This is a genomic window from Phenylobacterium sp. J367 (assembly GCF_024699985.1).
Classification (GTDB): domain Bacteria; phylum Pseudomonadota; class Alphaproteobacteria; order Caulobacterales; family Caulobacteraceae; genus Phenylobacterium.
The window spans coordinates 2,727,559-2,745,423 of record NZ_JAJONA010000001.1 but is presented as its reverse complement, the minus strand read 5'-3'; the positions used below and the strand labels follow the sequence as shown (position 1 = coordinate 2,745,423).

Genomic DNA, 17,865 nt, shown 5'->3' with positions numbered 1-17,865 from the left:
GACGGACTGCGCCGGCGCCCTTGCGCTGGCGGGCCCGCCGGTCGAGGGTGCGCCGGGGGACGCTCGGCCTATGGGATTCGACGCGGATTTGAGGTCCGACAGTGAGCGTGCGGCGGTCACCCGCCTGGAAGCCGTCCTGGAAGCGGTGAGCGATGGCTTCTACGCCGTCGACCGCGGCTGGCGGATCACCATGTTCAACCGCGCCGCCGAGGCCTACTTCGGCCTCGACCGCAATGACGTCATCGGCCGAAATCTCTGGGATCTTTTCCCGCAGGGCCTCGGCCAGCCCTACGAGCACTACTGCCGGCTCGCCATGGACGACGGCCAGGTCTCCACCTTCCAGGCGCCCTCCGGCCTCCGGCCCGGCCGCACCGTCGAGCTGCGGATCGCCCCCATGCCGGGCGAAGGCATCGCCGTCTCCCTGACCGACATCACCGAGCGCCGCGCCGCCGAGGAGCGCCAGCGCCTGCTGGTCAACGAGCTCAACCACCGGGTCAAGAACACCCTGGCGTCCGTCCAGTCGATCGCCGGCCAGACCGCCCGGCGCGCCACGGGCATCGCCCAGTTCCAGGAGAGCTTCGAGGGGCGGCTGCTGGCGCTGTCCCGCGCCCACGACGTGCTCACCCGCCAGAGCTGGGACAAGGCCGACCTCGCCGAGATGGTCCACAAGGTCCTGGCGCCGCTCCATCCGGGGGACCGCCTGGCGGTCTCCGGCCCGTCCGTGCGCCTGAGCCCCGGCCAGGCCCTGGCCTTCGCCATGGCTTTCCACGAACTGGCGACCAACGCTGCCAAATATGGCGCTTGGTCCGTCGGCGCCGGCCGCGTGAACGTCGACTGGTCGGTCGAGGGCGAGCGGCTGCGGGTCGTCTGGCGCGAGGAGGGCGGGCCGCCCGTCACGCCGCCGGACCGCGAGGGCTTCGGCTCGCGCCTGCTCCGGCAGGGTCTTGTCCGCGAATTGGCCGGCTCGGTCGATCTGACCTTCCCGGCCGAAGGCGCGCTCTGCGTGATCGAAGCCCCGCTGGAGTCCCGCGGCTAGCGCAGCAGCAGCGGCGCCGGCGTCGTGCGCGCGGTCATCACCCAGGCCGCGGCCGGCGAGGCCGCCGGCTCGAAGTCGGCGAACCTCACCCGCCACCGGGCTTTCTGCCGCGCCCGGAGCGGCACGATCTCGTCGGTCACATAGTCCAGCACGCCCCAGTCCAGGCCGTCGAAGCCCTTCACCAGCAGCACGATGTGACGCTGGCCGTCCGGCAGGTCCACCAGCCCGATGGCCAGCCGGTAAGGCGACCAGCCGAACTCGTCGCGCAAGGTGCGGTACTTGGCGGCCGCATAGTTGCCAGCGTCCCACATCCCGTCCGGATCGCTGGACAGCCGGGTCCCCGGCGCATGGCTGTCGTTCACCGACTCGTTGACCATCTGCAGCAGGCCGCTCTCGCGGGCTCCGAACTTGAGGACATCGCTGTTGGCGCCGGCCGCCCCCGCGGCGGTCAGCACGGTCATGGCGGCGATCGCGGCGATCATCTGGCGGAGCATCGGACGTCCCCCCTCGGGAGCTTCACTGTCCGGAGAGCTACGCCCTGCCCGTCCCGTCCGGGGTGACGGGCGTCACATGCCTTGACCACCCTGCAGCGACGGGGTTTCTCGCCGTTCCGATCCGCAGGAGAATCCCGATGCACAAGCGCCGCCTGGGCCCGTTCGAAGTCTCCGCCATCGGCCTGGGCTGCATGAGCCTGTCGCACGCCTACGGTACGCCCCCCGCCGCGCGAGACCGCCGAGGCGGTGCTGAAGGGCGCGTTGGACGCGGGTTACACTTTCTTCGACACCGCCGCGGTCTATGGCCTGGGCCACAACGAGACCCTGGTCGGCGAGGTCCTGAAGCCCCATCGGCGCGAGTTCGTGCTCGCCTCCAAGTGCGGCCTCACCGACGCCACCGGAACGCAGCGCGGCATCGACGGGCGGCCGGAGACCATCAAGGCGCTCTGCGAAGTGAGCCTGCGCCGCCTGCAGACCGACGTGATCGATCTCTACTACCTCCACCGCTTGGACAGGAACGTGCCTATCGAGGACAGCGTCGGCGCGCTTGCCGACCTCGTCGCCGAGGGCAAGATCCGCACGATCGGCCTCTCCGAAGTCTCGGCCGTCACGCTGCGCCGGGCCCACGCCGTCCACCCCGTCACCGCGCTCCAGACCGAGTACTCGCCCTGGACCCGCAACCCCGAGATCGCTGTCCTGGAGGCCTGCCGCGAGCTGGGGACGACCTTCGTGGCCTTCTCGCCGGTCGCCCGCGGCTTCCTGGCCGGCGGCGTCCGCGACGTCTCGAACCTCGTTCAGGGCGATCTCCGGGTGGCCATGCCCCGCTTCCAGGGCGAGAACTTCCGGCACAACCTGGGCCTCCTCGCCCAGTTCGAGGCCCTGGCCCGCGAGGCCGGCTGCACGCCGGCCCAGCTCTGCCTCGCCTGGCTGCTCGCCAAGGACGACACGCTCGTGCCGATCCCCGGCACCGCCAACCCGGACCACATGCGCGAGAACGCCGCCGGCGAGCAGGTGGTCCTGCCGCCCGGCCTGGTGGAGAAGGTCGACGCTGTGATCAACGAGCAGACGGTGGCCGGCCATCGCTACCCCGCCGCGCTGCAGGCGGCGATCGACACCGAGGAGCCCTGAGCGCTCATCTGGCAGCCAGGATGTCGAGCGCGACCTTAAGCACTGCCTCCATCCGGGCGGCGTCGCGGTCGCACCCCGCAGCCTCGCGAGGCGTCAGTTCCTGCCCGCAGACCAGGTCGCAGGCCGCGACGAGGTCCGACTGCTCGAACAGCCGGCGTCGGTAGCCGCCTAGTGTGGCTTCCGCCTCCCGGCGCCCGCGCGCCATCCGCACGAGCACCGCCAACGGCGGGCCGGCCTTCAGGCCGGGGCCGGGCTGCACCTCCAGGGTCGAGCCGATGTGTGGCGTCGCCGCCGCTCGCCGGAAGGCCTCGCCATAGAGTTCTCCGGCCTTGGCCTGCCGTGGTGTGATGCGTCCCTTGCGCAGCAGCCAGGCCAGTCCCGCCTGCCGGCGGTAGGGCGTCGCGCGCGCCTTGCTCTGCGCATCCTTCGTGAAGGCCGCACCGCGGGCCTGCGACAGGCCCACGGTCTCGGCCACGCCCTCCGCCACGGCGCGGGCCTCTGTCCGCGCCCTCTCGCGGGCTTCCAGAACCTGCAGCCGCGCGCGGGTCTCGCGCGCAGGATCGAACGGTCGTCCCATGCTCACTCTCTCGTCAGGGTGTCGGATCAGGGCGCGCCGCGGGCGACGACGGCGTCGGCCAGGCGATAGACCGCCTCCCCCCGCCGCCCGGTCGCCCTCGATCACGACCAGGCCGGCGGCGGTGTGGGCCAGCAGTTCCCGGAGGAATTTCGCCCGTTCCTTGGGCCGGCGCTTCGCCAGCGCGCCCGCCACGACCGCAGCGGCGTCCTGAGCGGGGCTCATCGCCGCCCCCCCGCCAGGGCCGCGAAACCGCCCGCCGCGAGCACTTCGGCGACGTGCTGGTCGTGGCGGGCGAACCTGGGCCGTCGGCCGAGGAACGTCCGTTCCAGACGTAGGCTTGCTTCAGGGTCGAGCCCAAGCTGCCGTTGAACGAAAGCTGGCGGCGCGCCGCCGCAACGAAGCGCAGCGTAGCTGGTGAAGGTGGAGGGGTGCGATGGAGCCGTGGTCATACGAAGACTGTACATTTCCTACAGCATTTGCGCCAGCGGAATTTGTAGGTTATCTACAGCGACGTTCCGCCACAGGCCTGTTCATGGACGACCGCGCCCAGAGACTGCGTGAGGCCCGCATCGCCCGGGGCTTCGAGACCGCCGCCGCCGCGGCCGAGGCCTTCGGCTGGAACCGCAACACCTATGCGTCCAACGAGAACGGCAACGCCCCCTTCTCCTATCGGCGCGCCAAGGACTATGCGGCCGCCCTGGGGGTGCGCCCCGACTGGCTCTACGACGCCGCCGGCCCCATGCGCCCCACCGCCGAACCGGGCTTCGTCCCGATCATCGGCCGCGTGGGCGCCAACCCCGAGGGCACGGTCCTGTTCGCAACGGGCCAGGACCCTACGGATCTGGCGCCGATTCCGCCGGGCGGCACCGAGAACGCCCGGGCGCTCCTCGTCGTCGGCCACTCCATGCGCGGCGTCGCCGACGACGGCGCCCTGATCTATTTCGAAGACCAGCGCACCCCGCCCACGCCCGACATGCTGGGCCACGTGGTGGTGGTCGAGATCGACACCGATGAGGTCCTGGTGAAGCGCCTGCTTCGCGGTTCCGCCCCCGACCTGTTCGACCTGGAGAGCGTCGCCGGGCCCACGCGACAGGACGCCCGGATCCGCTGGGCCGCCCACATCACGGCGATCATCCCGCCCTACCAGGCGCGGCGCATCATCCGGGGCGCGGCGTAGGCCGCCTATAAGAGAGCTGTACATAAGATACGATGTGTAACGAGTTCCGCTTCCGGCAGTCCCTCGACCGCATCGCCCAGGCGTTCAGCGAGCTGAAGCTGAACCTGCACTGGCTCGGCGGTGCGCCGAACCTCGAACCGCGCGACTCGATCAGGCCGACCGATCCTGCCGCCATCCTCATGGGCTCCCCCGAAGGCGTCGAGCTGAGGCAGCTCCGCTGGGGCTTCGCCCAGCCGGGCCGGCCGCCGGTGATCAACTTCCGCTCTGAGGGCCGCCGTTTCCCCACGGGACGTTGCCTGATCCCGGCCGATGGCTTCTACGAATTCACCGGGAACACGCGGCCCAAGTCGAAGTGGTTATTCGAGCGCGCGGACGGCCTGGAGCTCTTCTGCATCGCCGGCCTCGTTCGGGAGGACCGCTTCACCATGCTGACCTGCAAGCCCGGTCCTGATATCGCCCCCCTACCACGACCGCCAGATCGTCATCCTGCACCGCAGGCACTGGGCCGACTGGCTCGGACCGGCGGAGGCTCAGCCTCCGCTCGGCCCCCTGCCCGCCGGCAGCCTCAAGGTCACCCAGGTCCGCTGAGCGGCCGGCCGGGGCGATTAGAACGGGCTCAAGCTTTTGGCGCTAGCGTCCCCCGGAAGGAGTCGCCCGATGCGTCCGATCCTGCCGGTCTTCGCCGCGCTCGCCGTCGGCCTCACGCTCGCCGGCTGTTCCGACGTCCATTGGGCGATGGAGCGCCAGCTCTTCGAGACCTGCCAGCGCAAGCCAACCCCCGACTGCTTCGGCAACGGCTACCTGCGGGCCGGCGCCGGCGTTCTCGAGGATCCCTACTTCGGCCACGCGCCGCGCGCGCCGTCCGACCTTGGCGAACCGGCGCCGATTGCGACTGTCACGACGCCCTAGGGGGAACCCGCCCCGCCGCCTCCGGTTGATGCTCCCATGAGGGAGGACATCCGCATGAAGACGCCGCTTATCGCCCTGACCGCCATCGCCGCCTTGGGGCTCTCCGCCTGCAGCCAGGAGCGCAAGGCCGAGGCCGACACCGGGACGGCGACCGCCACGGTCACCACCGAGGCGCCCGCGAGCGAAGTGCCCGACGCCCAGCTCCAGGCGCAGGCCCAGCAGGCCGCCACCGCCGCCAGCCTCCCCCGTCGACGGCTCCGGCCCTGTGGAGAGCACGACGCCGGTCCCGCCCGCTAGCAGCGAGGCCGCCCCGCACTAGCCGACCGCCCGGGGCCCCAGGTCCGTCCCATAGAGTTCGCGCGCCCAGCCGGGCAGGTCCGGGGCGACCAACCCCGGGCGACCGGCGATGAAGGTGATGAGCAGCCGGGGTCTCACGCCGATCCGGCTGTTGTCGAAGACGTGCCCGACATCGGCCAGGAGCACGGCCTCACGGATCAGGGCGGGGTTACGCTCGTAGCGACCGCGGAGCTTGTCCTCCGGCACCGGATGGCCGCCCAGCTCCGTCCGCGAGGCGACACGTCCAAGCGCCTGATCAACCGTGGCCACGTTCACATGATAGACGTCGACCTCATACCCCAGCGCCTTGGCCCGCCGGAGCAGGTCCAGCTTCGAGCTGTGCGAGAAGGTCGACTCGGTCACGAGGCTCTGGCCCTCCGCAATCAGGGCGTCGCGGCGTTCGTTGGCGAGACGCTGGCCGAGTTGAGCCTCTTCGAGCGTAAGGGCGTGGTGGCCAAGCGCCTGGAAGGCCAGCAGGTCGGCATTGACGAACTCGCCGGCCAGCGCATGGCGAAGGACGAGACTGTAGAGCGTCGACTTTCCAGCGCCGTTCGGCCCGGCCAGGATGTGGAGGACCGGTCTCCCGGCCATCACTCGATGGGTACGAGGCGCCCGCCGGCCTCACGCCGTACGAGCCGGCCATTCTCGTCGGACCCCACCGCGCCTTCCTGCATCCCGAGCGCCGCATAGGCCGCCTCGACGTCCGGCGAGAATATCTGGCCGAACTGTAGCTGAAACGAGACGCGCTCGGCTTCGCTCAGGTCCTCGTATTTCAGCTTCCCCTCGAGCGCCTGGCGGACGCGGTCGATGCCCACCCCAGGGGGTCGCCTCGAACATGCGGCCGAGGCGGGCCCAATGCTCCACCTGGGCGCCCAGGGAACGGTTGAACACTTCCGCTTCCCGACGGGCCTGATCCAGGAAGTCGGCCGAAAGCTTCACCGATGCGTGGCGGGGCGCCATGGGGCAAACTCCTTCGCTGGTGGCAAAATGCCACCAATCGATCGGAATTTCAAGTTTTGCCCTGGTGGAGCGCCTTACGGCAGGTCCTCGGCAAGGATGGCCATCTCGAACATGTACGAGCCGTCCTCGTCCTCGTCCTGGAAGACCACGCCTACGAACTCCTCGCCGACATACACCTCGGCGGAGTCCTTCTGCTTCGGGCGCGGCACGAGCTTGATGCGCGCATTGGCGAAGGTCCCCCGCAGGTGGCCTTCGATCTTGCGGATAGCCTTCTCGTCCACGCCAAAGCTCCAGAATTCAATCGGTCACGGGTTCGGCGCGAACCTACCCGCTCGGGCGCGAGACGGAAACCTCAGATCACGTAGTCGTACACAGCCTCGGCGAGCGTGTGATCCATGCTGCGCGCCGGTTCCTCGCAGGTCGGGCAGTTCACCAGGCGCGCCGGGACCCCGGCGGCCGTACAGTGGGCGGGCACAGGCTTCAGCACCACCGAGCCCGAGGCCACCTTGGCGTAGTCGCCGACCGTGATGTTGCCGAGCACCTTGGCGCCCGCGCCCAGCAGCACGCCCTTGCCGATCTTCGGGTGGCGATCGCCGCGCTCGGCGCCCGTGCCGCCGAGCGTCACGCCCTGCAGCATGGAAACGTCGTCGCCGATCACCGCCGTCTCGCCGATGACGATGCCGGTGCCGTGGTCGATGAACACGCCGCGGCCGATGACCGTGGCCGGATGGATGTCGACCTGGAAGATCTCGCTGGAGCGGCTCTGCAGATAGAGGGCGAGCGTCTCGCGGCCCTGCTGCCACAGCCAGTGGGCCACGCGCTGCGTCTGCAGCGCCTGGAAGCCCTTGAAGAACAGGAACGGCTGGACATAGCCCTTGCAGGCCGGGTCGCGCTCGAACACCGCCTGCAGGTCCGCCTCGGCGATGGCCACGAGCTCGGGCTGGCTCTCGTAAGCCTCCTCCGCGATGTCGCGGAGGCTCATGGCGCGCAGCTCCTGGTCGCCCAGCTTCCGGGCCAACTGGTAGGAGAGCGCGTCGCCCAGGTTCTTGTGGTTCAGCACCACGGCCGCCAGCAGGCTGGCGAGCGCCGCCTCCGTCTTCGAGGCCGCATAGGCCTCGTTGCGCAGGGCGGCCCAGACCGGCGGCGGGGCTGCCGGGTCGATGACTTCAAGGCGTTGGCTCAAAGCGCGTCCTCCCGACCCATCTGCCGGTCTCCCCTAGCCTAGCATGGCTCGGGCCATCTGGCCCGGCAAGGCTCCCTCGCGAGCCATATGGTAGGCGCGAAGCAGCATCGCCAGGGTCAGCACATCCGGCAAATGCCCGGCCACCGCGGCGTCCAGCGCCTCGCGGAACGGGACCCGGGCCATGACGATCTCCTCGGTCTCGTCGGCCTGGTGGCCCTCGGGACAGGGCGACAGGCCCCAGGCCAGGAAGCCCACGGCCCGCTCGTCGGTGATGGAGTTGGAGAGCTGGGCCCGCAGCACCTCCTGCCAGTGCTCGGCCTGCAGGCCGGTCTCCTCGGAGAGCTCGCGCCGGGCGCTCACCAGGGGATCGACCCCGAGCTTGCCGCCGCCCTCGGGGATCTCCCAGCTGTAGTCGGCGAGGGCGAAGCGGTTCTGGCCGACGAGGACGATGGTCCCGTCGTCGTGGACCGGCAGGACGGCCATGGCCAGGTTCTTCATGTGCACCAGGCCGTAGAGGGCCGGGCGGCCGGTCGGGGCCTCGGCGTCGTATTCAGTCACCGTGATCCAGGGGTTGTCGTAGATCAGCCGGCCGGGGCCCTTGTGGCTCCAGGGCCGGCCGTGCGGCCGCAGCCAGTCGGGTTTTTGCGACATGTTCTCAACTGGCCTTGCGGTTGCGGCGCCAGCCCCCATAAACAGGCGCACGTCCCCGCGCTCAAGACCGGAGCCCCCTTGCCCCACCGCCTGCCTGCCGCGCCCGAGTTCGGGCAAGCCCTGCCGCTGCGCACCGTCCCCGAGGTCCTCGACTTCCTGGCGCTCCGGCGCTCCACCTCGGCGGTGACGCTCGCCGAACCCGCCCCGGACGCCGACGACCTGGCGACCATCCTCAGGGTCGCGGCCCGCGCGCCGGACCACGGCAAGCTGGCCCCCTGGCGCTTCGTGATCCTGGAGGGCCAGGCCAAGGCGGAATTCGCCAGGCGCCTGGAATCGCTCGCCCTTTCGCGGGGCGACAACCCGGCGGCGGCCAAGCTCGGCAAGCTGAAGGCCCCGCCCCTGGCCGTCGCGGTGGTCTCCTCGATCCGCGGCTCGAACATCCCGGAGTGGGAGCAGCTGCTCTCGGCCGGCGCGGTCTGCACCAACCTGCTGAACGCCGCCCTGGCGCTGGGCTACGGCTGCAACTGGATCACCGACTGGTATTCCTACGACACCGAGGCGACCGCGATCCTCGGCCTCTCGGGCGGCGAGCGCGTCGCCGGCTTCATGCTGATGGGCACGCCCTCGGAGCCGCCGCTGGAGCGCGAGCGGCCGGACGTGGCGGCGCTGACCACGCGCTGGGAAGCCTGAACCCGGGCCCGGAAGCACGACGGCCGGACAGCGCGCGACGCTGCCCGGCCTGAAGTGACACGCCCGAGGAGAGTTTGGGCGTCGAGGAGTATAGGCGCGCCCGTCCGCTTTGGAAACCCTGAGCGGGCCTTAACCGCGGCCCCGGTAGGGCGCCACGCCCTGGTCCGGCAGCCACAGGCCGGCGGGCGCAGCCCCGGTCTGCCAGAAGACGTCGATGGGGATCCCGCCGCGCGGATACCAGTAGCCGCCGATCCTCAGCCACTCGGGATCGAGCTCGGCCACGAGCCGCTTGCCGATCGCCACCGTGCAGTCCTCGTGGAACGCCCCGTGGTTGCGGAACGAGGCCAGGTAGAGCTTCAGCGACTTACTCTCCACCAGCCAGGCCTTCGGCGCATAGTCGATGACCAGGTGGGCGAAGTCCGGCTGGCCGGTCACCGGACAGAGCGAGGTGAACTCCGGCGCCGTGAAGCGCACGAGGTAGGTCGTGTCGAGGTGCGGGTTCGGCACGCGCTCCAGCACCGCCGCCTCGGGGCTCGCAAACCCCGGCACCTGCCGGCCGAGCTGGCTCAGATGGGTCTCTTCCATGGGCCGGGAGATAGCGTGTGGGGCGCGGTCGGGCTAGGTGGGCCCTAGTTCAAGCACGAAGGTAAACGTCCCCTCCACACCACCCGTTGCAGCTTCGGGGGGCGGGGGGATCGTCTCGGAGGGCTCGATCATCGGCATTAACGATCCACCAAAACCAAAGCGCAGCGACGCTGCCCACAATTCCGAATAAAATCGCCCAGCCGTCGGCGAGGTTCACGGCGAACACGAGAACTAGCGCGAGGCTGCCGAACACCCATGCCAGCAGCTGACCTAGCGCCCTGAGACTTCGCAGCGTTTCGGAGATTGCTAGCTGCATGGCCGCCCCGCCAAGTATCGCGGGGTAGTATGTCGCGATCGCTGAACGAAGCGCCGAGGTAGATTCCTCAAAAGTTCCGAGGCCAAAGATCATCTTCATGAGCTCGAGCCAGAACCCAGCCCCAGAAAGCAGGATAAGGCTCGTTATGAAAAATAGGAGATAAGTTGGGTCCTTGCTCGGAGCCCGCCACCGCCGGATCACCTCCTCTTTCAGACGGCGATGCCCGTCGTATTGACCTGGCGTAGGCCCTTCTGAGCTCGCCATACGTATCCTCCCCCACCTCGGCCGTTGCCGATCGCCGCCTCGGTCTAAAAAATCGCGCGGGAGTTGTCGAGGTTCTCCGTGCACGCCCGAACTGTTCGGGATCCGGGATGCACGAAGAGGACGCTGCAGCGTTTCGCATTCCCCCAACCTTCCCCCTCCGCGTCCCCCACGCTAGACCTCGGCCCAGACAACCAAGGGAGACGCGTCGTGGCGGGCAGGGATTTCGACGGGTTCGTGGTGCTGGTGACCGGGGCGTCGACGGGGCTCGGGCGGGCGATCGCGGTGGCGGTGGCGGAGCGCGGGGCGGCGGGCGTGGTGGTGAACTATGCCCGTAGCGCGGCGGAGGCCGAGGAGACCGCGCGGCTGGTGGAGGCGGCGGGCGTGCACGCCGGCGGGTGTCGGGCGGTGCTGGTGCAGGGCGACGTGGCCCGCGACGACGACTGCCGGAAGATCGCCGCGGCGGCGGGGGAGGCGTTCGGGCGGGTGGACGTGCTGTTCAACAACGCCGGGACGACCACCTTCGCGGCGCACGGCGACCTGGACGCGGTGTCGGCGGACGACTTCCAGCGGCTCTATGCGGTGAATGTGGTGGGCGCGTTCCAGATGGTGCGGGCGTGCCGGAGCCTGATGGAGGCCGAGGCCGGCGTCGCGGCGCGGGGCGGGCTGGCCGCGGCGGTGGTGAATACGGCGTCGATCGCCGGCGTGACGGGGATCGGCTCGTCGATCCCCTATGCGGCGTCGAAGGGGGCGATGATCACCATGACCCAGTCGCTGGCGCGCGCGCTGGCGCCGGCGATCCGGGTGAACGCCATCTGCCCCGGGTTCATCGACACGCCCTGGTTCGGCAAGGGCCTGGGCGAGGCCGGGGCGGAGAAGGTGCGGGCCAATGCGGCGGCCTCGACGCCTTTGCGGGCCGCCTCCACGCCGGACGACATCGCCGAGGCGACGGTGTTCTTAGGGGGGCGGGCGTCGCGGCACGTGACGGGGGAGACGCTGCTGGCGGATGCGGGGATGCATCTGGGGTATGCGGCGCGGGTGGCGCGGTAGGGCGCTTCGTCCCGCCCTTGATGGGGAGGGGCGGGCTGCGTTCCTCCCTCCCTTGATGGGGAGGGACAGGCCGCGTGAGCGGCCAGGGTGGGGCGGTGTGGGGCTAGAGTTCTGACTCTGAGCTTGGACGTGACTTCCCCACCCCGCTCGCCTTTGGCGAGTCGACCCTCCCCATGAAGGGGAGGGATGGAAGTGCACAAAAATCGGGCGCCATTGCGTGGTTAAGCTCGCTCAGGCGTCAGGGCGCGCCCGATCCGGCGGCGCCTTCCCCTCTCCGTTGAACTCCGCGCCGCGGCCACGACGATGGCCGCGCAGGCAGCCCTCGACGGCGCCGGAGACCAAGGGGATAGATGATGAAAGCTCTGAAACTCGCGCTGCTGGGCGCGGTCGGCGCGCTGGCGCTCGCCGGAACCGCTCAAGCCCAGGAAGACGCGGGCCCGATCTCGCTCAGCTTCAACGTGGGCGCCGCCTCCGACTACGTCTTCCGCGGCATCAGCCAGACCGACGAGGACCCGCAGATCTTCGGCGGCGTCGACGCGACGATCGGTTCGATCGGCTACGCGGGCGTCTGGGCTTCCAACGTCGAGTTCAACAACGGCACCGACCTGGAGTTCGACATCTACGGCGGCATCAAGCCGACGGTGGGCGCGGTGACCTTCGACATCGGCCTGATCTACTACGGCTATGTCGACAGCCCGCCCGGCCCGGACCAGGACTACTGGGAAGGCAAGCTCGCGGCCTCCACCGCCGCCGGCCCGGCCACCATCGGCGCGGCCCTCTACTATTCGCCCGAGTTCTTCGGCGAGACCGGCGACGCCACCTATGTCGAGGTGAACGGCGCCCTGCCGCTGGGCGAGAGCAAGTTCACCGTCTCCGGCGCGCTCGGCTACCAGTCGGTGGACGTCGGCGTCGACTACACGACCTGGAACCTGGGTCTCGGTCTCGGCCTGACCGACAACATCAGCCTCGACCTGCGCTACTGGGACACCGACGAGCACGACGCGCTCGGCAAGCTCGGCGACAGCCGCGTGGTGATCGGGGTGAAGGCCGCCTTCTAGGGCCGGTCCGCCCTCGAGCGTACCAAGGCCGCCACGGGGCTCCGCGGCGGCCTTTTCGTGTGCGCCGGGCCACGCGGCGCCTCGCTTCCGGCCCGCGCCTCAATCCGGGCCATCCCCCGGATTAGGCGCAGCTTTCGCGGGTTTGGCTGACGACCCGTGTAGGCTATGGTGGCGCCCACGAGCCGACGAGCCGACTGGAGCGCGAGCAGATGGAGCGGATGGCCTTCCGGGCCCAGACGATCGTGGTCGACGCCCTGATCGCGGCCGGCGCCTTCGCGCTCGCCTGGCTGATCCCGCTGACCCCGGCCATCGCCTGGTCCGAGCTGCCGCGCAGCGACCTGCCGCAGCTCACCGCGCTCTACGCCTCGATCACCGGCGTGCTGTGCATCCTGTTCCGCCGGGAGCTGTCGCCCTGGCGCTACACCTCGATCCCCGACGCCCTCGTCCTGGCGCGCATCTGCCTGCTGACCGTCGGCGTCTTCCTGCTGGCCGTGTTCCTCGCCAATCGCGCCCAGATGCTGCCGCGCTCGACGCTGTTCATGGCCCCGCTGTTCCAGATGGCCGGCTCCATGGGCGTCCGCGTGCTCCGGCGCGCGCTGCACGAGCGCGTGCTGGAGAGCTTCTCGCCCCTGAAGGCGGTGACCGACCGGGTCGCCCAGGGCCCGTCCCTGCTGCTGATCGGCCCGACCTCGCTCGCCGACACCTATCTGCGCGACGTCGCCCGCAGCCACGACCGCAGCTACACCCCGGTGGGCATCGTCGGCGTCGACGCCCGCGACGTGGGGGCCCAGGTGCGCGGCGTCTGCATCATCGACCACCTGGAGAACCTCGACGCGGCGCTGGCCGACCTGCGCCGCTGGAACCGCTATCCGCGGGCCATCCTGTTCCTCGAGGAGCCGGGCCGGCTGAAGGGCCTGACCGCCGCCCAGCTCGGCCGGCTGATGAGCGACGGCATCCGCCTGCTGCGCCTGCCGTCCATCGTCGAACTGCCGCAGCACGACAGCCTGCGCCTGCTGCCGATGCGCGAGATCAACATCGAGGAGCTGCTGGCCCGCGACCCGATCGAGCTCGACCGCTTCGCCGTGAGCGAGCTGATCCGCGGTCGCCGGGTGCTGGTCACGGGCGCCGGCGGCTCCATCGGCTCCGAGCTCTGCCGGCAGGCCGCCGCCTTCCAGTGCGCCAGCCTGACGCTCGTGGACTTCTCCGAGCCCTCGCTGTTCGCCATCGACCGCGAGATCGCCGAGGGCTACCCGGGCGTCGACCATCGGCCGGTGCTCGCCGACGTGCGCCAGGGCCAGCGGCTGGCGGACATCTTCGAGGCGGCCAGGCCGGACATCGTCTTCCACGCCGCGGCGCTGAAGCATGTGCCGATGCTGGAGCTGCATCCGTCCGAGGGGGCGCTCACCAATGTGATGGGGACCTGGAACGTCGCCGAGGCGGCCCGCGCCTGCGGGGCCGGCCACATGGTGATGATCTCCACCGACAAGGCGGTCGACCCCACCAGCTTCATGGGCGCCAGCAAGCGCCTGGCCGAGGCGCTGATCCAGGCCCAGCAGGGCAACGGCGGCGGGCCCCGCTTCTCGGTGGTGCGGTTCGGCAATGTGCTGGGCTCGGCGGGGTCGGTGGTGCCGATCTTCGCCTCGCAGATCGAGCGCGGCGGGCCGGTGACCGTGACCGATCCGGACATGGAGCGGTTCTTCATGACCATCCCGGAGGCGGCCCAGCTCGTGCTGCACGCCACCGCCACCCGCTCGCGCGAGGAGGGCCGCGACGCGCGGCTGTTCGTGCTGGAGATGGGCGAGCCGGTGCGGATCATGGACCTCGCCCGCCAGATGATCGCGCTGTCCGGCCGCAGCGACGTCCAGATCAAGATCACCGGCCTCAGGGCCGGAGAGAAGCTGACCGAGGCGCTCGTCGACGACAACGAACGCGCCCAGCCCCTGCTCGCCCAATGTGGTGGAGGTGGTCTCCAGTCCGGCGCTGCGTCCGACGGCCGAGCACCTCGACCAGCTCGAGGCCCTCGCCCGCGCGGGCCGGGACGACGAGGTCCGGCGGCTGGTGTTCGACCTCGTGGCCCAGATCCGCGGCGAGAAGCCCGGCCCCGCGCCGAGCCTGCGCGTGATCGCCGGCGGCTGAGCCTCCCCTTCCAGGACGCTAGAGACCCGTGACCCAGACCGTGACCGCCGCCGAGCTGCGGCGCGCCTTCCTGGCCCAGGCGGCCGGCGACGTGACGGCCGCGGAGGCCGGCTACCGCCGCTGCCTCGACACGCCGGCGCTCGCGGACGCGGCGCGGCGCCACCTCATCCACCTGCTGGAGGCCGCACACCGCTGGGACGAGGCGCTGCAGGAATCCTTCACCGCCCACCGGCTGGCGCCCGACGCGGCCGACCTGGCGGTCCACCTGGCCAATTCCTTGCTGGGGCTCGGCCGGTATGCGGAGGCCTGGCCGCTGCTCGAGGCCCGCGCCCGGCTGTCCGGGGCGACGCCGCGGCCGGAGCTGCCCTATCCGGAGTGGGACGGCGGTCGGGTGCGCTCGCTCACCGTCTGGGACGAGCTCGGCGCCGGAGACACGGTCCAGTTCGCCCGCTTCGTGCCGGACCTGGCGGCCCGGGGGATCGACGTGACCCTGTTCGTCCGGCCCGAGCTCGCGAGCCTGATGGAGAGCCTGGGCGTCAGGGTGGTCGCCGCGCAGGGGCCGCCTGCAGGTTCCGCACGCCGACGCCTGGGCGATGATCGGCTCCCTGCCCGGCCGGCTCGGCCTCACGCTGGACAGCCTGCCCGGCCGCACCGGCTACCTGAAGGCGACGACGGAACGCCTCAACGCCTGGGCGCGGCGCCTGCGCCCCTCGGCCCGGATCGGCGTCGCGGCGAAGGGCAAGGCGACGCATCCGAACGACCGCAACCGCTCGCTGACCCCGCCCGCCGCGGCCTTCCTGCACGCCCTGCCGGGCGCGGAGAACCTGCTGCCGGGCGAAGGCCCGCTGCCGCTCAAGGACTTCGCCGACACGGCGGCCGTGGTCCAGCACATGGACCTGATCATCACGGTGGACACGGCGCTGGCCCACGTGGCCGGCGCGCTGGGCAAGCCCTGCTGGGTGCTGCTGCCGTGGGAGGGCGAGGACTGGCGCTGGCTGCACGACGGGCGCACGACGAGCCCGTGGTACCCGTCGCTGAAGCTCTACCGCCAGCCCGCGCCGGGGGACTGGGCGACGCCGCTCCGGCAGATCGCCCTGGATCTGCCGGCGGCCTTCAGCAAGGGCTGAGCCGATGTCGGTGAGCGGCGATCTCGACTGGTGGCGCGCGCACCGCGAAGCCGTCCACCTGGACCCCGCCGCCGCCGGCGCCGCCCTGGCGCGCCTGAAGGCCTGGAAGAGCGACCACGATCGCGACCGGGCGGCCCAGCCCGGTCCGTTCCTGAGGATGGCCTGGGACGGCGTGTTCGGAGATGAGGACGGCCGGGTCAGCGAGACGATCGCCGAGATCGAGGCCGCGCTCGCGCGGACCTAGCGCCAGACGAAAACGGGGAGGGGTCGCCCCTCCCCGCCTGCAGCCCTACTCGGCCGGCTCCATGGCCGGGCGCTTCGCCGGCTGTTCGCCGAGGCGCTCGACGAGGGCGTCGTACTCCTGCCAGAGCGCCTTGGGCGTATGCTCGCCGAACTTCTCGTAGAACGGCGGGATCAGGGCCGCTTCCTGGCGCCAGATCTCCTCGTCCACGGTGAGCAGCAGGTCGAGCTGCTCCCGGGTGAGGGTCAGCCCGTCCACGTCCAGGCTGCCGGGGGCCGGCAGGCGGCCGATCGGGGTGTCCACCGCCTCGGCGCGGCCTTCCACCCGGTCGAAGATCCACTTCAAGACGCGGCTGTTCTCGCCATAGCCCGGCCAGACGAACTTGCCGCGCTCGTCCTTGCGGAACCAGTTGACGAAGTAGATGCGCGGCAGCTTGGCCGGGTCCTTGGCCTTCGCGCCCATCTCCAGCCAGTGGCCGAAGTAGTCGCCCATGTTGTAGCCGCAGAACGGCAGCATGGCGAAGGGATCGCGGCGCAGCTCGCCGATGGCGTTCTCGGCGGCGGCGGTGCCTTCCGAAGCCACGTTCGAGGCCATGAAGACGCCGTGCTGCCAGTCGCGGGCCTCGTTGACCAGCGGCACCGCGGAGGCGCGGCGGCCGCCGAACAGGATGGCCGAGATCGGCACGCCGGCAGGATCCTCCCACTCGCCGGCGATCACCGGGCACTGGTCGGCCGGCACGGTGAAGCGGGCGTTCGGGTGGGCGGCGGGCGCGCCGCTCTCCGGCGTCCAGTCGCGGCCCTGCCAGTCGGTCAGGTGCGCCGGCGGCTCGGCGGTGAGACCTTCCCACCAGACGTCGCCGTCGTCGGTCAGGGCCACGTTGGTGAAGATGCAGTTGCCGTGCAGGGCGTCCACGGCGTTGGCGTTGGTGTCGACGCCGGTGCCGGGGGCCACGCCGAAGAAGCCGGCTTCAGGATTCACCGCATAGAGCCGGCCGTCCTCGCCGAACCGCATCCAGCAGATGTCGTCACCGACCGTCTCGGCCTTCCAGCCGTCGAGCGTCGGCTGCAGCATGGCCATGTTGGTCTTGCCGCACGCGCTCGGGAAGGCGGCGGCCACGTAGCGGACCTCGTTCTGCGGCGAGGTCAGCTTGAGGATCAGCATGTGCTCGGCGAACCAGCCCTCGTCGCGGGCCATCACCGAGGCGATGCGCAGCGCGAAGCACTTCTTGCCGAGCAGCGCATTGCCGCCGTAGCCCGAGCCGTAGGACCAGATCTCCCGGGTTTCCGGGAAGTGGACGATGTACTTGATCTCGTTGCAGGGCCAGGCGACGTCGGCCTGGCCTTCCGCCAGCGGCATGCCCACCGAGTGGACGGCGGGCACGAAGAAGCCGTCCTCGCCGAGCTGGTCGAGGGCCGCCTTGCCCATCCGGGTCATGATCCGCATCGATACGGCCACATAGGCGCTGTCGGTGATCTCGACGCCGATGGCGGAGATCTTCGAGCCGAGGGGGCCCATGCAGAACGGCACCACATACATAGTGCGGCCCTTCATGCAGCCCTTGAAGAGGTCCTTCAGGTCGGCCCGCATCTCGGTGGGATCGAGCCAGTTGTTGGTCGGGCCGGCGTCCTCCGGCTTCTCCGAGCAGATGAAGGTGCGGCTCTCGACGCGCGCCACATCGCGCGGATCGGATACGGCGTAGAAGGAGTTCGGCCGCTTGGCCGGGTTCAGGCGCTTGAGGGTGCCGGCGGCGACGAGCTCCCCGGTCAGCCGCGTCCACTCCTCCTCCGATCCGTCGCACCAGACCACGCGGTCCGGCTCCGTCATCTCGGCGATCTCGCGAACCCAGCTGACGAGTTTCGCGTGTTTCGTCGGCGCAGGCTCGAGGCCCGGGACGGTGCTAAGGCTCATTCAGTACAACTCCCTGGCCCCTGATCGCCGACCCTACCGGGA

Annotated in this window: 20 protein-coding genes and 2 pseudogenes; 12 read left to right on the top strand and 10 right to left on the bottom strand. The window is 70.6% G+C overall.

Features of this window, described 5'->3' with window-relative positions:
• Positions 1–88 precede the first annotated feature (88 nt).
• Positions 89–1,036 carry a sensor histidine kinase gene (locus tag LRS04_RS14695; RefSeq protein ID WP_257816997.1) on the top strand — a complete coding sequence of 316 codons (948 nt, stop codon included), beginning with the start codon at positions 89–91 and terminating at the stop codon, positions 1,034–1,036.
• On the opposite strand, the gene LRS04_RS14690 is transcribed toward LRS04_RS14695, so the two are convergent.
• Positions 1,033–1,530, bottom strand: coding sequence for a transglutaminase-like cysteine peptidase (locus tag LRS04_RS14690; RefSeq protein WP_257816996.1), 498 nt, complete (start codon positions 1,528–1,530; stop codon positions 1,033–1,035). The genes LRS04_RS14695 and LRS04_RS14690 overlap by 4 nt on opposite strands.
• Before the next feature lie 246 nt (positions 1,531–1,776).
• On the opposite strand from LRS04_RS14690, the gene LRS04_RS14685 reads away from it, so the two are divergent.
• Positions 1,777–2,658 carry an aldo/keto reductase gene (locus tag LRS04_RS14685; RefSeq protein ID WP_257816995.1) on the top strand — a complete coding sequence of 294 codons (882 nt, stop codon included), beginning with the start codon at positions 1,777–1,779 and terminating at the stop codon, positions 2,656–2,658.
• Positions 2,659–2,662: 4 nt separating this feature from the next.
• Here the strand turns inward: LRS04_RS14685 and LRS04_RS14680 are convergent, their stop codons facing one another.
• Positions 2,663–3,457 (bottom strand): hypothetical protein, encoded by a 795-nt coding sequence (locus LRS04_RS14680; RefSeq protein ID WP_257816994.1) that lies wholly within the window; start codon positions 3,455–3,457, stop codon positions 2,663–2,665.
• A 310-nt stretch (positions 3,458–3,767) separates the two neighbouring features.
• Here LRS04_RS14680 and LRS04_RS14675 point away from each other — a divergent pair, with 310 nt between their 5' ends.
• The 4 genes and pseudogenes from LRS04_RS14675 to LRS04_RS14665 all read left to right on the top strand — a co-directional run bounded on the left by LRS04_RS14675 (position 3,768) and on the right by LRS04_RS14665 (position 5,618).
• Positions 3,768–4,412, top strand: a complete 645-nt coding sequence (locus LRS04_RS14675) for a peptidase S24 (protein ID WP_257816993.1) — start codon at positions 3,768–3,770, stop codon at positions 4,410–4,412.
• Between the two features lie 32 nt (positions 4,413–4,444).
• Positions 4,445–4,765: pseudogene (locus LRS04_RS28010) on the top strand (SOS response-associated peptidase family protein); the annotation flags it as partial.
• 304 nt (positions 4,766–5,069) lie between these two features.
• Positions 5,070–5,321, top strand: a complete 252-nt coding sequence (locus tag LRS04_RS14670) for a hypothetical protein (RefSeq protein ID WP_257816992.1) — start codon at positions 5,070–5,072, stop codon at positions 5,319–5,321.
• 54 nt (positions 5,322–5,375) lie between these two features.
• Complete coding sequence (locus LRS04_RS14665; protein ID WP_257816991.1) at positions 5,376–5,618, top strand: hypothetical protein; 243 nt, start codon at positions 5,376–5,378, stop codon at positions 5,616–5,618.
• Between the two features lie 18 nt (positions 5,619–5,636).
• Here the strand turns inward: LRS04_RS14665 and LRS04_RS14660 are convergent, their stop codons facing one another.
• From LRS04_RS14660 to LRS04_RS14640, 6 genes and pseudogenes are all read right to left on the bottom strand, one after another.
• Complete coding sequence (locus tag LRS04_RS14660) at positions 5,637–6,248, bottom strand: zeta toxin family protein (protein WP_257816990.1); 612 nt, start codon at positions 6,246–6,248, stop codon at positions 5,637–5,639.
• On the bottom strand, positions 6,248–6,472 hold the full coding sequence (locus LRS04_RS14655; RefSeq protein ID WP_257816989.1) for a hypothetical protein: 225 nt from the start codon (positions 6,470–6,472) through the stop codon (positions 6,248–6,250). Before LRS04_RS14655 ends, LRS04_RS14660 begins: the two co-directional genes overlap by 1 nt.
• A gap of 16 nt (positions 6,473–6,488) precedes the next feature.
• Positions 6,489–6,617, bottom strand: a pseudogene (locus tag LRS04_RS28005) (hypothetical protein); the annotation flags it as partial.
• A gap of 74 nt (positions 6,618–6,691) precedes the next feature.
• Positions 6,692–6,898, bottom strand: coding sequence for a DUF3126 family protein (locus LRS04_RS14650; protein ID WP_257816988.1), 207 nt, complete (start codon positions 6,896–6,898; stop codon positions 6,692–6,694).
• Between the two features lie 71 nt (positions 6,899–6,969).
• Positions 6,970–7,800 carry a serine O-acetyltransferase gene (gene cysE / locus LRS04_RS14645; RefSeq protein ID WP_257816987.1) on the bottom strand — a complete coding sequence of 277 codons (831 nt, stop codon included), beginning with the start codon at positions 7,798–7,800 and terminating at the stop codon, positions 6,970–6,972.
• A 33-nt stretch (positions 7,801–7,833) separates the two neighbouring features.
• Positions 7,834–8,451 (bottom strand): NUDIX hydrolase, encoded by a 618-nt coding sequence (locus tag LRS04_RS14640; RefSeq protein WP_257816986.1) that lies wholly within the window; start codon positions 8,449–8,451, stop codon positions 7,834–7,836.
• Positions 8,452–8,529: 78 nt separating this feature from the next.
• Here LRS04_RS14640 and LRS04_RS14635 point away from each other — a divergent pair, with 78 nt between their 5' ends.
• Positions 8,530–9,141, top strand: coding sequence for a nitroreductase (locus LRS04_RS14635; RefSeq protein ID WP_257816985.1), 612 nt, complete (start codon positions 8,530–8,532; stop codon positions 9,139–9,141).
• Between the two features lie 129 nt (positions 9,142–9,270).
• Here LRS04_RS14635 and queF read toward each other — a convergent pair whose 3' ends face one another.
• Positions 9,271–9,726: a preQ(1) synthase gene (gene queF / locus LRS04_RS14630; RefSeq protein WP_257816984.1), complete on the bottom strand. Its 456-nt coding sequence runs from the start codon at positions 9,724–9,726 to the stop codon at positions 9,271–9,273.
• A gap of 787 nt (positions 9,727–10,513) precedes the next feature.
• Here queF and LRS04_RS14625 point away from each other — a divergent pair.
• From LRS04_RS14625 to LRS04_RS14605, 5 genes are all read left to right on the top strand, one after another.
• Entirely contained in the window at positions 10,514–11,353 is an 840-nt protein-coding gene (locus tag LRS04_RS14625) for an SDR family NAD(P)-dependent oxidoreductase (protein WP_257816983.1), read from the top strand.
• Positions 11,354–11,706: 353 nt separating this feature from the next.
• On the top strand, positions 11,707–12,411 hold the full coding sequence (locus tag LRS04_RS14620; protein WP_257816982.1) for a TorF family putative porin: 705 nt from the start codon (positions 11,707–11,709) through the stop codon (positions 12,409–12,411).
• 209 nt (positions 12,412–12,620) lie between these two features.
• Positions 12,621–14,579: a nucleoside-diphosphate sugar epimerase/dehydratase gene (locus LRS04_RS14615; protein WP_257816981.1), complete on the top strand. Its 1,959-nt coding sequence runs from the start codon at positions 12,621–12,623 to the stop codon at positions 14,577–14,579.
• Positions 14,580–15,140: 561 nt separating this feature from the next.
• Positions 15,141–15,674 (top strand): glycosyltransferase family 9 protein, encoded by a 534-nt coding sequence (locus tag LRS04_RS14610; protein WP_257816980.1) that lies wholly within the window; start codon positions 15,141–15,143, stop codon positions 15,672–15,674.
• A gap of 10 nt (positions 15,675–15,684) precedes the next feature.
• Positions 15,685–15,918, top strand: coding sequence for a hypothetical protein (locus LRS04_RS14605; protein WP_257816979.1), 234 nt, complete (start codon positions 15,685–15,687; stop codon positions 15,916–15,918).
• Positions 15,919–15,963: 45 nt separating this feature from the next.
• On the opposite strand, the gene LRS04_RS14600 is transcribed toward LRS04_RS14605, so the two are convergent.
• Positions 15,964–17,823 (bottom strand): phosphoenolpyruvate carboxykinase (GTP), encoded by a 1,860-nt coding sequence (locus tag LRS04_RS14600; RefSeq protein WP_257816978.1) that lies wholly within the window; start codon positions 17,821–17,823, stop codon positions 15,964–15,966.
• Positions 17,824–17,865 lie beyond the last annotated feature (42 nt).